The following is a 13,640-nucleotide window of genomic DNA, read 5'->3' as shown; positions in this document are numbered from 1 at the left end:
AATTTATAAAATTTTGTTATAATTTAATAGATTCATAATTAAGTAGAGGAGGAAAACGTATGCACAAAATGAAAAAGCGGTTCATGCTCATCTGTATGTTAGTCGTTGCTTTTGTACTTCAACCGCAAACGTCAGAAGCAAGCGAGCATGTAACGCGCGGGGAGTTTATCCAACAACTCATTACGACGCTTGGAGTCGATGTCAAAAGCGAAGTAAAAGATCTTCCTTTTACAGACGTTGACCCACAGCTAGCCCCTTATGTCGAAGCGGCCGTTCGTCTTGGCATCGCAAGCGGAAAGACAGAAACGACATTTGCACCGAATGAAAAATTAACACGCGAACAAGCGTATGTCTTTCTCATTCGTTCGTTACAGCTTCGTCATCACTATGCAACGAACGTATTCAAATTGTACAAAGATGGAGAAGTGACAAAACCTTGGGCAAAACAATCGCTCGCTGCAGCACTTCACCTCGGTTTGCTTCATGGATATAGCGACAAAACAATTCGACCACAACAATGGCTCACAGCTGAGCAAACGAAAGCCATTTTAAAGCGTTACGAAACGAACATTGAAAAAATTACGTTCATTCATACAAACGATACACATGGCCGCATTATTGCGAACGAAAAAAACGGGGAAATGGGATTTGCGAAAATCGCTAAAATCGCCCAAAATATGCGCCAAAAAAATAAACAAACGCTCCTCGTCGATTTAGGCGACACATTTCACGGCACGACATACGTCAACTTAAATAACGGACAGGCAGTCGTCGAACTGATGAATGCAATGAAATATGACGCGATGGTGCCTGGAAACCACGATTTCAACTATGGGCAAAACCGTTTGCTTGAGTTAACAAAAGCTGTTCAATTTCCAGTCGTTAGCGGAAATATTTACAAAAACGGACAACCGTTTTTGCCTGCTTATACGATTAAACAAGTCGGCAACAAAAAAATTGCGCTTGTCGGTTTAACAGCGACAGATACAGCAGTAAAAACAAACCCTGCTGGCATTGTCGGCATTACATTCGCCGATGAAGAAGCGACATTAAAACAACTCGTAAGTGAATTAAAAGGAAAAGCCGATCATATCGTTGTGCTATCGCATTCCGGTTTACAAACAGATGAAAAACTGGCGAACAACGTATCTGGCATTGATGTCATTCTTGGCGGCCATAGCCACGATACGATTGAAACGCCGAAAAAGTTTAAATACGCATATGTTTCTCAAGCGTTTGAATACGGAAAAGCGCTCGGACAAACAAACTTGTTATTTTACAAAGGCAAACTGATCGGTGTCAACGGCTTCTTATATCGCGATCATGCAGCAAAACAAGAAGATGCCGCTGTCCGTTCCATCGTAGACACGTACAAAAATACAACAGATTCGACACTACAACAAGTGATCGCAACCATTGACGTTAACTTAGATGGCGAGCGCGCAAACGTGCGCACGAAAGAAACAAATCTCGGCAATCTCGTTGCTGATGCGATGCGGGATGCTCTTCAAACCGATGTGGCGATTACAAATGGTGGTGGGATTCGCGCTTCTATTCCAAAAGGAGATGTGACGCGCAATCACATTTTGACAACGTTGCCATTTGCCAATACACTTGTGAAAGTATCGATGAGCGGAGCAGATTTGAAAAAAGCGCTTGAACACGGCGTGCGCCTCTATCCTGAACAAAATGGAGGCTTCCCGCACGTGTCAGGCATTCGTTTCACATTTGATGCAACAAAACCAGCCGGATCGCGCGTTACATCCGTTCAAATTAACGGACAACCGCTTGATGAAACAAAAACATACACCGTCGCAACAAACGACTTTATCGCAAAAGGCGGCGACGGATACGAGATGATCAAAGCAAGCACGATCGAGTTTGATAGCGGTGAGCTGTTAAGCACCGTTGTGATGAACTACTTGCAATCGAATAAGCCGATCCCAACTGTTGAAGGAAGAATAACGATCATGAATCAATAAACGAAAGGCGTCCTAACCGTCATGGTAGGACGCTTTTCTAATCCATTTTTTAACACGCGTGACAAAAGAGATAAATATGGTATAATGTGTTAGGAATTAGGAAGGAGTGGATATTTTGTTAAAAAAACTTATCGGATATGTAGCCGTTGCGCTTATTAGCTTGTCGTGTATGACAACGGATGCCCAAGCATCAAGCGTTCGGTCTGTTCATATTCCGATTACGTCAAACGGAAAAATAATGCAGACGGACGTACCGCCCATCATGGTGCAAAACCGCATTCTCGTTCCATTTCGAGCTATCGCTCAGTCGACAGGGGCGACTGTACATTGGGATGCAGCAACAAGATTTGTAACTGTACAAAAAAATAAAAAGACGATTATTCTCCAAGTACAGTCAGCGACCGCAACCATCAACGGCCAGCCTGTGGCGCTTGATGTATCGCCATTCATTCATCAAGGAAGAACTTTTGTCCCGATCCGATTCGTGTCGGAAGCGCTGGATGCCAACGTGCAATGGACGGGGAAAGAAGTGCGTATTTCATGGAACGGGTTGAAGCGAAGCTCTTTTTCTGTGTATGTGAATGAAACAAAAATCGGAAGCGGTGCGATGACCGATGGCGTCTATACATACATTCCGCTAAAACAACTATTAACCGCCATCGATGTGAATGTCGACTGGATCGAAACAGATGAAACGATGACGGTTCGCCTGTCACGCGGGCAAATGACGATTACTGCCGGAAAAAGGGAAGTGATCGTCGATGACCATGAAATGATCACTACGCTCGCACCTATTCGTTTAAATGACGAATGGTACGTGTCAGCTTCTTGGATTATGAACATATTTGGGGCACAAATGTCGACGAGCGGAGCAAATATGTTTTTCACGATCCCGCGAACGACATTTCGAAGCCCTATGTTACCTATCGAAGAAACAACAATCACCGCACCGCAACATGTTCATACACCGGCCGTTGCTGGCGAACGGCGTTTACTCATTAGCGACAATCCAGAACTGCTTACAACAGAGTCAGTGCCAAATCGCCAAGCAACGTTAGCGATAGATGACGTTCGCGAGCGGCAACAAACGATTGATCATCGTGTGTTCGGCTGGCACACCAATCTGTTGGGGCAACGGGCTTCCGTTGCGATTGTGATCGATAATCGCTCTCCATCTAACGACCTTGTCGTCGCAAATGGAAAAGGAACATTTCGGACAAGCCCGAACAGTTGGGGACATTACGATGTCGGCTTGCCGATTGCAGAGGCAGTATTGCGCCAATCGCTCACAGCCGTTCCAACAATAAAAGTGAAGGCAGGAACGAGCGCCGTCATTCAAGCATTTGACGTTTCAAACAACCAACAGCTCGGCTTTCTATACGACTTTACCGTTCAACAAGAAGGCGAAATGGCCAACTATCGCATACGAACGATCGTAACAAGTTCTTTAGCTAACTTTTCAACCGTTTCGCCTACGCTTGCACCGCTCGACTCATATGCAACCCATCCGCGCGGCGTATGGAAGGGAACAACGCTATCAGCGTCGTTGCCAGCATATACGATCGGCAATGAACCAGTCGCCTACAGCATATCAAACGGAAAAACGGATCATCTACTATCAGTCTCTCATGCACTAAGCGATCCGGCACAAACCGTGCACAACCCGGGGCATTACGGCTTCACATATCGCGTATCGATCCCGATTCAAAACGAAAGCGGAGAAATGAAAACCATTCGCTTACGCTTTAGCGGACGCGGCGGCGCATATTGTGGAGCTGTGAAAATAAACGGCGTCGTTCATTTAATTCCACCACTTCGGCCGATTACTCAATCAGCGTATATCGATTATACCGTCTTTTCCCCTCAAGACGTTCTCGTGCTTGAATTCATGCATGCAGGCGGAGCTGCCTTGCCGCTTGGGATTGAAATATCGACGGTGAGATGAATGAAGAATGGGTGCTCCTATTCCTTTATGGGACACCCTCTCTAGCCGTTTTGTAGGAAAGAGGGATATCCAATAATTGAACTTCCCGCTTTTGTATACACTAACAATTATGAGGAGGAAAAGCCTTAGATCGATGGCGCTCGAAGCAAGACAGCCCTAATTGCAAAATTTTATACTTTCTTACCTTTTAAAAAAACGACGCCAAAAAAATAGCTCCCACAGGGAGTTAGTTTGGCAAGCGAGCTTTTAAGTTTAAAATTTCTTTCTCGTGTTCGATCACTTTGTCAAACATCACATCCGATCTACGCTGCAAATATGAAACGGTTACATCAACCGACTTTTTGATGCTTGTTAAATCGTTTAGCATAAGTGCTTGATTGTTTTTCGATGTGCGTAGCTCTTCGAGAATTTGCTGCTGGGTCTTTTCCATATTTCCAAGCGATTGTTTCATATGATCCACGTCTGTTTCTAACTTTTGCTGCCCATGTTGAAGCTGAGTGACATCTCGCTGCAACGCCTTTTGACCTTCTTGCAATTCCGTGACTGTTCCTTCGAGACGATCAAGGCGTTCGTGAATCGGCTTAAATTCCTCCTGCAAAACCGACCGCAACATTTCTCTCAGATCATTCATCGCCTTCACCTCCCTGTCATCTATTATAGCACAATTATTGTTTAGGTGTCGGGCATCGTTCCCTCCACATTCCTTTCTTTCCGTCCTTCGTTCATCCGCCGAAACGTCAGCGCCTTCCATAGTGCTTCATCTGTGATGTCACCCGTTCCTGCTAGATCGGCGATCGTGCGAGCGAGGCGAATGATTTTTGTTCGCACGCTGTTGCTCCAGTCCGTATGTAGACGACCAATGCTGAAGCAGTTGCTGTTGTCCTTTTGTCAGTCGGCTTGTCGCAAACAGCACATCGATTGGCACACGTCCGTTCGTTACCTCTTCCCCATATTCGTTCATACTGTTTTGCGCGCGCCGCCTCCACCCGACTGCGAATGGCTTCCGAACACGTTATTTGTTTCGGCGATTTAGTCAAATCAACTGCTTCTAAAGATAACAATACGTCGATGCTGTAATAAATTGGTTCGGAAATGCCCCGACGATATGCTTGAATTTGTTTCGGGCTGCATAAGCAATATCGTTTTTTCGAACCGAAATGTCCGCATGGACATGGATTCATTGCCCCGAGAAAAATAAAATTTGCTGAATACGTCACCGTCGACGAAACGCGACGAATCGTTACCTTTCCTGTTTCTAACGGCTATCGGAGCATATCAAACGTCTTATTTGTAAATTCTTCCATTTCATCGAGAAATAGCACGCCACGATGGGCAAGTGAAACTTCCCCTGGCTTCGGCTGAGCTCCTTCGGCAATCAGCGCCACCGCCGATGCCGAATGGTGCGGATGACGAAACGGTGGAGAGGAATCGTTTTTCGGTTCTCCCGCTAGTTGATATAAACTAATCACTTCCAACTGAGCTTCGTGAGACAGACGCGGCAAAATCATCGGAAACGTTTCCGCCAACAAACTCTTCCCGCACCTCGTCGGCCCAACCATTAGCACGTTATGCTCCCCTGCCGCTGCAACTTCCAAAGCATACTTGGCATGATCTTGACCGATAATATGGCGAAAGTCGCGATGATTGGTCGGTAGAACTTCAGGGGCTGAAGAAAGGGGAACGATTGAAGAAAGCAGTTGTTGACCTTGTAAACATTGCACGACTTCATCTATATACATCCAAATTGACATTTTAACCCCTGGTTCACGCAGCACAACCCATGCGGCGTAATACCTCATCTGGGTGCTGTAAGACATGTTGTTCAAACCGAGTAATCGACTGGGCGATGTCCTTTTGATCTTTATGTAGGACGTTGGCGATGACTTCGTCTTTCAGCCACTTCCACAACCGTTCAATCGGATTCAAATGAGGCGAATACGGCGGTAGAAAAATAAAGTGAAAGGCGTTGCCTTCCTCTCCATCCAGAAAAGCTTGCACCATGTTGGCATGATGAATACGCGCATTGTCCAACACAAGCACGATAAATCGATCGGAATATTTTTCTTTCAACAGGCGCAAAAAGTCAAGGAACGTTTCAGCATTGGCGGATGATGCGCGATGAAACAAGACATCGCCTTGTTGCAAGTCGACTCCACCAAAAATGGAAACATGGGCGTGGTGACCGTAGCTTGGCACTTGTTTTTGATTCCCTACTTCTGCCCATGTCGTACGAAGTGCTTGATATGCACGAACATGCGTCTCATCCACATGAAGAAGAACGATTTCTTCCGTGATTAGTTTTTTTTATAAACTCGAGTTCTTTTTCAAAGGCTGCTTGAAGCACTGGATCGCCTTTGACGAGCTTATAGGTCGGGCGTGTCCATGACAAACGAAGACGATGCAACAACTTGCGAATGCCTTCTCGTGACATCGAAACGCCATAAGTTTGTTGGATGTAAGATTGCAATATACGTGTGTTCCATGACGAAGAAATGCCCCAGCCGACATCCACAGGGGTGGTAGTTAATATCAGTTGTCTGATTTCCTGTTGTTGTTCTTCCGTAAGAAATGGCAAGCGACCAGGTGGCAAGCGGCGATCGAGTAAATGATCGAGCCCACCTTCATTAAACCGTTCGACGTAGAAGGAAACCGATTGGCGGCATAGATTAACCATTTTTGCGACATCTTTTCCAAGAAACCCTTCCATGACGAGGCGAACGGCAGTTACCCGAATACGAAGAGAAGCATCTTTGATTTTCCGTTCTTGTTTCCGAAGTGTTCGAGGCGTCCAACCGTGATCATTTGTAATTTTAAGACGTTTCATGTCATTTCCGCTCCTTTTATACGTGGGTATTTAGGAGCAGTATAACCATGGAAAAAGGTGTTCATACAGAAGTTATCATTTTAAAGTGCATGTATATAGTCGAGAAACACTGAACATGATTAACCGTTTAAAATCAAATTTTCCATGATTAAATACAGATATACTGGATTACTTATAGAAACTGTGGCATCCCGTGATATCGAGAACTACGTTGTACTTATTCCTCCTAAAAAAGCTGTTCCTTGGAGAATTTTCTCTCCAAGGAACAGTTTCGATAATCCCTTTCTGAAAGAGAAAAGATCATGTCAAGTCAGATATGTTTCTATTTTCGCTAGGCATTCATCAATGATTTTATCTATTTCTTCAATTTGTGCATCTTCTGGATTATACTTCTTTAAAATTTTTAGATTACGAGCTTTCCAATCCAATGATTTAATCTGATCAGTTAAAACTACCCCTGTTATTGGATAGCCATCGCTATTAAGGTATATTCCTTCTTTTGGTAAATCCACTTCGAAAGGATAACCCTTCTTTTGATTGGTAATCGGACAAACAGCTATAAATCCTGTTGCTTGATTGAATTCTTTAGGCGATAAAACAATAGCATTCCTTCTCCCAGCCTGCTCATGACCAGCTTGTGGATTGAAGTTTAAAACAACAAAATCGCCTCTCTCTGGCACGTCTGCTGGCATTAAATCAATTCACGCCCTTCCATCCCGAAATCAATTTCCTCGTGTCGATTTTCAGGTGTAATCTGTAATATTAGTTCTTCCAGTGTGTATTTTTTCCGTGTTCTTTTTGGCTTTAATGTGATGATACCTTCATTTCCAATCACATTTAATTCTATTTCGGAACCTTGTTTAATCCCTATTTTATCAGCAGCATCTTTTGGGATACGAATGCCCAAACTGTTTCCCCATTTTTGAACAATAACTGTAGACATGTAGTCAACCCCTTTACTCTGGTTTATTTTGTTTTCTAAATGTTCTTTTGAATACATTATATCACCCCCAACCTAAAATGTATATACATAGTATATACATTTTCAAAAAATGATACCCCTGATTTTTCGACAAACAAATATTCTCGTCGCAAAAGCGATCATTTGAATCGATTAATTAAAAATGCTTTTTTCAGACTCAAAAGCATATATCAACAAGTATAGGTACAAACGTTGAACTGCAAAATGATGTATAAAGCTTTGCCATAACAAAAAAAGTAGGATCTTCAAGAAGAATCTAAAGCATCTATAGCTGAGGAATAGTTTGAGTAGTGTAACCGTCAAGTAAGTTTAGAATCTTCCATTTTTATTCTTAAAACCACTATTTTTAGCTATATTTTCGCCCTCTACTGGACATAATCAGCATGATTCCATCGGCCGGGTATTTGATTTCACAAACTACACCATATACTTATTCCTTGTAGAACGTTTTATACATCCGTTCCTGCCTCCTTTCCTAGCCCCGCAAACGGCGATCGATGTCGTTTGACGTAGGCATTATCGTGCATGCGCACCAGCGTCGCTTTCGCTGCTTCTTTGCCGTCTTCGTATACATACACCCCTTGCTCATCATACCGAATTTCTACGGATTGTCCAATAAATCGAGGCGGAACCTCATACAGCTGTTTGTTTAACGTAATCGTTCCATCCGCCTTCACTTTGTAGGGGGTCCGAGCGATAAATTTTGCCGTTATCGGAGTAGATGCGCTTCGGTTTCCTGTACCGCGACCGTTGGAGATAATGATATAACGTTGTTCGGGAGATGTTTAGCTTTTTAGCCACTGCAACTTTACTGAATCCCTGTTTTAATAGTTGGTAAATTTCCATGTACAAATCCCACTTATCCACCTTTCTTTTCCTCCCTCTAGAAATGTTCCCTTCTTCATTCGATGTATCGCTTTTGAGCGATTCGTTCCCCGTTCTTTATCCACACCTCGTACAATTTCTCCCCTACAAAACCCGCTATCCACTCATTCCGGTTTTCATCGACATACCTTAGCGTCTCAAAAAGCAGCGGATTCGGCAGCTTTTCCAGATGCTCTTCAGGCACAAGATAGTTGTCCAGCTCTTCGTGATAGAGTTCATACGCTTCATAGCCCACCTCGTCAATGTTGACTGCTACGTTGAACGTTCTTTTCATTGCCGTTACAAACCAATCTATGTGCAACATCTTCTCGTCTCCTCTCAAATATATCCTTTTTCTTTCAGGGACAAATATCGTTCATGGCAAACAATCAAATGGTCCAGCACATCAATGCCGACGATTCTTCCAGCCTCGACTAGACGTTTCGTTACCTCGATGTCTTCCCTCGACGGCTCGCAATGACCGCTGGGATGATTATGGGCGACGATGATAGAAGCCGAGTTGGAGAGAATGGCAGCCTTCATCACCTCCCTCGGATGCACAATACTCGCGTTCAAGCTCCCTACATGGCAAACGTTGATGGCAGTCGGCTAGTTTTTCGTGTCTAGACAAACAACGACAAACTTCTCACGGTCAGCTTCCACAAGAAACGGCTTCAGCAGCCTGTACGCATCTTCCGGAGATTTGATTTGGCGCTCCTTGTACAACACACTCCCCTCCCGAACAAGCTTCAGGCTGACAATGTTGACACGCTTCGTCGGCTGCTTGGCAGGCACCTCCCTTTCCAGCAATTCTAGCTGTTGGTGATTGTTGGTTTGATACTTGCTCATCCTTTTCCCTCCTAAAATAAAAATAGCCCCAGTTCCCCGAAAGGAATTGAGGCTTATGACTGTAGGTTCAAAATCATAATATATATTTGAAATCAGGCTTGGTACGGATTTGGGCAAAAAGAAAAGCCCCGCAGAGTTTTAATTGCTCAGCCTTACTCTAACGTTATATTAGCAACATTCTTTCCGCCACGAACAGCCTGTACGTTTACTTTCATATCTTTATACTCTTCTTTTAGCTCTTTTGCGTATTTTTCAGCTAATTTCTTTGCATCATCATTACTTACTTTCTTATCTAACACCAGCGTTCCTACTGCTATACCGTTTTGCGTGTACACTTGACCATTAAGTACGCCCTTTTCTTCTTTCAGTTTCTTTGTCAATTCTTTATTTTGCTTTGGCTCATTTGTTTGCTCATTTTTTACCGTTGTTTCTTCCTTCTTTGGCTCGTTCGCTTTCTTTTCTTCATTTGCTGAACAACCAACCGCCAACAGCAATACTAGAAATAGGCTAATCCATATCTTTAGTTTCATTACTTAACCTCCTATTATCGTCTTATTTTATTGTTATACCATTGGATACAATTACATAAACAAAAGAAGTCTTGTAGAGATCACTCTCCACAAGACTTCTACAAATACCCAATCTAACAGCCTATATCTCAACTTAGTTTACAGATTTAACTGTAACTGTGAAGTCGCTACCGTTAGATTGAGTAGCTTTTAGGTTAAGTGTTACAGTAGTTGATGCAGATGTAGCAGTATCAGTTAAAGTAAATGTAACATCTTGATCAACTGCTGCGTTCGCAGTACCTGTTACAGTGATAGAACCGTCGCTATTCAATGTTGCTACTAAAGTTTGTACTGCCCCGTTAATAGTAGCTGTTGTATCAATAGTTAAATGTTGACCTGTTGCAGTATCTGCAATATCCACAGGTGCACCAGTGGCTGTAGTAGAAAGAATATCAACGTTTGTATATGTTCCACTTAAAGACATGTTATAGTTGTTTGTCACTGTGAATGAAGCAGTACCTGGTAAGAATGAAGCTGAAATGGATGGTGCAGATACTAGTGAACCTACACTCATTTTCTTAGTAACTACAGGGTTTACTGGGATACCTTCTGCAGAAACTAGTGAAACATTTGGCGCAAACTCAAGAACTTCAGTAAAGTTTGTAGGTTCTGTCATTCCTGCAAATCCAGTTAAAGTGATAACAATATCTTTATTGTTATCGTCGATATCAGCAGATACAGCACCAGCAGCATCAACAATAGTGTTAGCAGCATCGCTAATTGTTGCAGTAAGTGTACCTAAGCCTGCAAATCCTAAGCTTTCGTAAGTACCAGTTCCATTGCCAGATGTTAAAGTATAAGCTGTTGGTAAAGTCATACCAAGATCCAATAATTGGTTAAATGAAAGTTTGATTTCTTCTTTACCATCATAGATACCAGCATAATCACCTTTAGCTGCTGATACACCAGTTAAGTAGAAGGAACGAGTCTCAATGTTGCCAGATGCAACATTCTCAACAGATAAGTTTTTAGTAAGCTTAACTGTGAACTCTTCACCAGCAGGAAGAGCACTACTTGTTGTTAATGCCAATACTTTGCCATCAGTTGCACTTTCTACATTAGAAACAGTATACTCTCTGCCTTTAGAATCAACTACTACAAAATCAGCTTCATTTAAGTTAGCATCTGAAACTGCCTTATTGAACTCAACAATTACTCGGTTGTTATTTCCATCAGTATCTGCTGTTAATCCATCAAGATTTGAAACAGCACCTTGGAATCCAGAAGCAACATCAGTATCAATTAAATCTCCGATTACATAAGCTTTAGTCATAGTAGCTGCAGATGTATCAGCGAGTGCTAAACCTTTGCTTCCTACTAATGTATAGCCAAATACATCTTTAGTACCTGGGTTTGTAACTGTTTTTAATGAGTAAGTATGGCTAGTGAGATCTAAACCAGTTGTTTTGATTGTAATTGTGCTATTTCCATCTTTGTAGTTGTTAGTGAATGTTACACTTGTAATTGGGTTGCCGCTCATTAGCACGCCATCTTGATATAATTGGAAATCACCAGCAGATACACTGTTTAACAATGTATTTACTTTTAATGTGATTTCATCTTTAGTTAATGTTGAAGATTCAACAAATTTGTTTGTGCCTGAGATGCTGCTAATATCCATGTAGCTAGCACCGTTAGTACCAAATGTTACAGATTGTTTTACAACTTCAATGCTCTTTCCATCTGCAGTTTTTAATCCGCTTAACGTTACATCGCCAGTAGCAAGTTGGTTTTTGTCTGTAGATACAAGATATGCATAATCACTAATTTTTGTTACAGACGCACCAGGAATGTCTTTTAAGTTACGAACAGTTCCAAGAGTTGTAGTAACTGTCCAGTTTTCAAGATTTAATGGTGAATACTGACCTTCAGCAGCTGGTTGAGCTTTAGCTGGGTCAAGAGATAGAACAAATTGATCTTTGTTCACTGTTCCAGCAGCTTTCTTCGCAATGAGTTTAACACCCATTTTTTCAGCAGCTGCTACATTAATCGTAGTAGTGTAATCAGCAATTGTACGATCTAAAGAACCTTTAATACCAGTAACCTTAATTGTGTTTGCACCAGTTTTCAATCCATTTCCTGGATACAACTTGATTAAACGTACAGAGTAATCTGGATTTCCATTAGATTTTTCGCCAACTCGCACATCTTTAATCAGGATAACATTACCATCTTTATCCTTGATTTCATAATATTTACGAGCATTTTGAATTGTATTACCAGGGATAGGGTTACCATCATCGTCTAAAGTTGCAGTATCGCGAACTGCAATATCCTCATTAAATGTCACTTTGATAGTCTCGCTATCAACAACTTCTACGCTAGATACAGCTGGAGCCTGAGTTTCATTTACAGTTACTTCAAATTTAGCTGTTGGAGCTGGGTTTCCAAGAGCATCATAAACTCCATCAGCAAATACATAAACTTTACCAGCTGGCATAATGCTACCGAATGTTACTTTATATGTGTTGTTACCAACGTATACAGCTTCAGTAGCTGTGTTTGCTTTATTTGTTGCAGTACCAGTAGTGTTGTAGTAGAAGTCAGTTGGTTGAGCTACAACATACTTATTAAATTTCACTAAAACTACTTTAGGATCAATTACTTCAGCAGATACACCTTGTGGAACTGAAGTATCTGATTCTAATTTGAAGTCTTTTGTAAACGCAGGTACTTTGTAGCCAGCATAGTCAACAATACCTAATGGCTTATTGACATAGATACGATAAGTTTGGCCTGGCGATAATTGAGCACCACTTAGTTGAAGTAACACTTTTGTGTTATCAGAATCAGTTAGTGCTGCTGCACTAATTGATAAACCAGCTACTCCAACTTCTTTTCCTTCTTCATCAATACGCTTAATTTCGTAGTTAGCTGCAACTTCAGCAGATGAGTTCATTTTAACTGGCTCACTGAACTCAACTTCGATTAAATCAGAAGCTAAAGTTGTTACATTCTTAACAGTTGGAACTTCTACGTCATTTGCAGTAAATTTGACTTTTTTATCTTCGCCAAGCTTAGATCCTGATTTGAAAGTAATATCTTTAGATACTGTTAATTCATACTCTTTACCATTAGCGAACGCTACATCGCTAGCAGATAATGCTGCGTTATCGTACTCAAGAGTAAGAATAACAGATTTTTCGTCAGCTAATTTAGCATATTGTAAGCTAGTAGATGTTACACCATCACCAGAAATTGTGTAGTTGTCAACATCTTCTGCAGATACACGATTAACAGGTTTATTAAATGTTACTTTAACTTGTTTAGCGTTAATCGCACTTACACTCTCAACCTTCGGCGTTACAACTGGCACATCAACTTTTGTTGTGTGAGTAAAATATTTGTGGGTGACATTCAGGAATGATTCCCCGACGAGGGTTGCGAACTTTTGTTCGCGACGCTCGTCGGGGCCACCAAGCGAAGCGCGGTAGAAAAAAGCAAATGTCATGCAAAAAGGACTCTCTCCCTGCTATGATGGTGATGACCAACATCAATAAAACAGGAGGGAGAGAGTCCATGAAACATTTTACCACAGAATGGCCTTTATTAAAAGAGCTGGAGGAACAATTAGTCAGAACTCTTCAAAAGGTGTTCGCTGTCTTGTTGGCGGCCCTTTTGGAGG

Annotated in this window: 12 protein-coding genes and 3 pseudogenes; 2 read left to right on the top strand and 13 right to left on the bottom strand. The window is 42.1% G+C overall.

Going from position 1 to position 13,640, the window contains the following annotated elements; all coding sequences use genetic code 11:
• Positions 1-59: 59 nt before the first annotated feature.
• Both LH47_RS05895 and LH47_RS05890 read left to right on the top strand, forming a co-directional pair.
• Entirely contained in the window at positions 60-1,982 is a 1,923-nt protein-coding gene (locus LH47_RS05895; protein ID WP_043965546.1) for a 5'-nucleotidase C-terminal domain-containing protein, read from the top strand.
• 106 nt (positions 1,983-2,088) lie between these two features.
• A complete protein-coding gene (locus LH47_RS05890) occupies positions 2,089-3,927 on the top strand; it encodes a stalk domain-containing protein (RefSeq protein ID WP_235341066.1) in 1,839 nt (612 codons plus the stop codon).
• Positions 3,928-4,153: 226 nt separating this feature from the next.
• Here LH47_RS05890 and LH47_RS05885 read toward each other — a convergent pair whose 3' ends face one another.
• From LH47_RS05885 to LH47_RS05835, 13 genes and pseudogenes are all read right to left on the bottom strand, one after another.
• Complete coding sequence (locus LH47_RS05885) at positions 4,154-4,558, bottom strand: hypothetical protein (RefSeq protein ID WP_043965545.1); 405 nt, start codon at positions 4,556-4,558, stop codon at positions 4,154-4,156.
• Between the two features lie 41 nt (positions 4,559-4,599).
• Positions 4,600-4,755, bottom strand: a complete 156-nt coding sequence (locus LH47_RS16680; protein ID WP_235341064.1) for a magnesium chelatase subunit ChlI family protein — start codon at positions 4,753-4,755, stop codon at positions 4,600-4,602.
• Positions 4,710-5,666: pseudogene (locus LH47_RS05880) on the bottom strand (ATP-binding protein). The gene LH47_RS16680 and the pseudogene LH47_RS05880 overlap by 46 nt, the downstream one beginning before the upstream one ends.
• A gap of 25 nt (positions 5,667-5,691) precedes the next feature.
• The gene (locus LH47_RS05875) at positions 5,692-6,195 is read right to left on the bottom strand and encodes an IS630 family transposase (protein WP_235341063.1); all 504 of its coding nucleotides are present in this window, start codon (positions 6,193-6,195) and stop codon (positions 5,692-5,694) included.
• Positions 6,188-6,751 (bottom strand): helix-turn-helix domain-containing protein, encoded by a 564-nt coding sequence (locus LH47_RS05870; protein ID WP_043965542.1) that lies wholly within the window; start codon positions 6,749-6,751, stop codon positions 6,188-6,190. Before LH47_RS05870 ends, LH47_RS05875 begins: the two co-directional genes overlap by 8 nt.
• A 305-nt stretch (positions 6,752-7,056) precedes the next feature.
• Positions 7,057-7,443, bottom strand: coding sequence for a type II toxin-antitoxin system PemK/MazF family toxin (locus tag LH47_RS05865; protein WP_043965540.1), 387 nt, complete (start codon positions 7,441-7,443; stop codon positions 7,057-7,059).
• Positions 7,443-7,751 (bottom strand): AbrB/MazE/SpoVT family DNA-binding domain-containing protein, encoded by a 309-nt coding sequence (locus LH47_RS05860; RefSeq protein WP_043965538.1) that lies wholly within the window; start codon positions 7,749-7,751, stop codon positions 7,443-7,445. The genes LH47_RS05865 and LH47_RS05860 overlap by 1 nt, the downstream gene beginning before the upstream one ends.
• 431 nt (positions 7,752-8,182) lie before the next feature.
• Positions 8,183-8,446 (bottom strand): annotated as a pseudogene (locus LH47_RS05855) (Mu transposase domain-containing protein); the annotation flags it as partial.
• Positions 8,367-8,624: a helix-turn-helix domain-containing protein gene (locus tag LH47_RS16675; protein ID WP_268751134.1), complete on the bottom strand. Its 258-nt coding sequence runs from the start codon at positions 8,622-8,624 to the stop codon at positions 8,367-8,369. The gene LH47_RS16675 and the pseudogene LH47_RS05855, both read right to left, overlap by 80 nt.
• 10 nt (positions 8,625-8,634) lie before the next feature.
• The gene (locus LH47_RS05850) at positions 8,635-8,922 is read right to left on the bottom strand and encodes a hypothetical protein (protein WP_043965606.1); all 288 of its coding nucleotides are present in this window, start codon (positions 8,920-8,922) and stop codon (positions 8,635-8,637) included.
• Between the two features lie 14 nt (positions 8,923-8,936).
• A pseudogene (locus LH47_RS05845) lies at positions 8,937-9,446 on the bottom strand (JAB domain-containing protein).
• Positions 9,447-9,598: 152 nt separating this feature from the next.
• Positions 9,599-9,976: a hypothetical protein gene (locus LH47_RS05840; protein ID WP_043965535.1), complete on the bottom strand. Its 378-nt coding sequence runs from the start codon at positions 9,974-9,976 to the stop codon at positions 9,599-9,601.
• Between the two features lie 133 nt (positions 9,977-10,109).
• Positions 10,110-13,466, bottom strand: coding sequence for an autotransporter outer membrane beta-barrel domain-containing protein (locus tag LH47_RS05835; RefSeq protein WP_043965533.1), 3,357 nt, complete (start codon positions 13,464-13,466; stop codon positions 10,110-10,112).
• Positions 13,467-13,640 lie beyond the last annotated feature (174 nt).

Origin of the sequence: Anoxybacillus thermarum (genome assembly GCF_000836725.1) — a bacterium.
GTDB classification, from domain to species: domain Bacteria; phylum Bacillota; class Bacilli; order Bacillales; family Anoxybacillaceae; genus Anoxybacillus; species Anoxybacillus thermarum.
Note: the sequence above shows the minus strand (reverse complement) of the source record. Positions and strands in the feature narration are given on the sequence as shown.

What these genes read in the sequence shown, in the direction of transcription:
- LH47_RS05850 (WP_043965606.1), bottom strand. Translation starts at nt 8,922, where the DNA reads ATGTTGCACATAGATTGGTTTGTAACGGCAATGAAAAGAACGTTCAAC.
- LH47_RS05835 (WP_043965533.1), bottom strand. Translation starts at nt 13,466, where the DNA reads ATGACATTTGCTTTTTTCTACCGCGCTTCGCTTGGTGGCCCCGACGAG.
- LH47_RS05870 (WP_043965542.1), bottom strand. Translation starts at nt 6,751, where the DNA reads ATGAAACGTCTTAAAATTACAAATGATCACGGTTGGACGCCTCGAACA.
- LH47_RS05895 (WP_043965546.1), top strand. Translation starts at nt 60, where the DNA reads ATGCACAAAATGAAAAAGCGGTTCATGCTCATCTGTATGTTAGTCGTT.
- LH47_RS05840 (WP_043965535.1), bottom strand. Translation starts at nt 9,976, where the DNA reads ATGAAACTAAAGATATGGATTAGCCTATTTCTAGTATTGCTGTTGGCG.
- LH47_RS05865 (WP_043965540.1), bottom strand. Translation starts at nt 7,443, where the DNA reads ATGCCAGCAGACGTGCCAGAGAGAGGCGATTTTGTTGTTTTAAACTTC.
- LH47_RS05885 (WP_043965545.1), bottom strand. Translation starts at nt 4,558, where the DNA reads ATGAATGATCTGAGAGAAATGTTGCGGTCGGTTTTGCAGGAGGAATTT.
- LH47_RS05860 (WP_043965538.1), bottom strand. Translation starts at nt 7,751, where the DNA reads ATGTATTCAAAAGAACATTTAGAAAACAAAATAAACCAGAGTAAAGGG.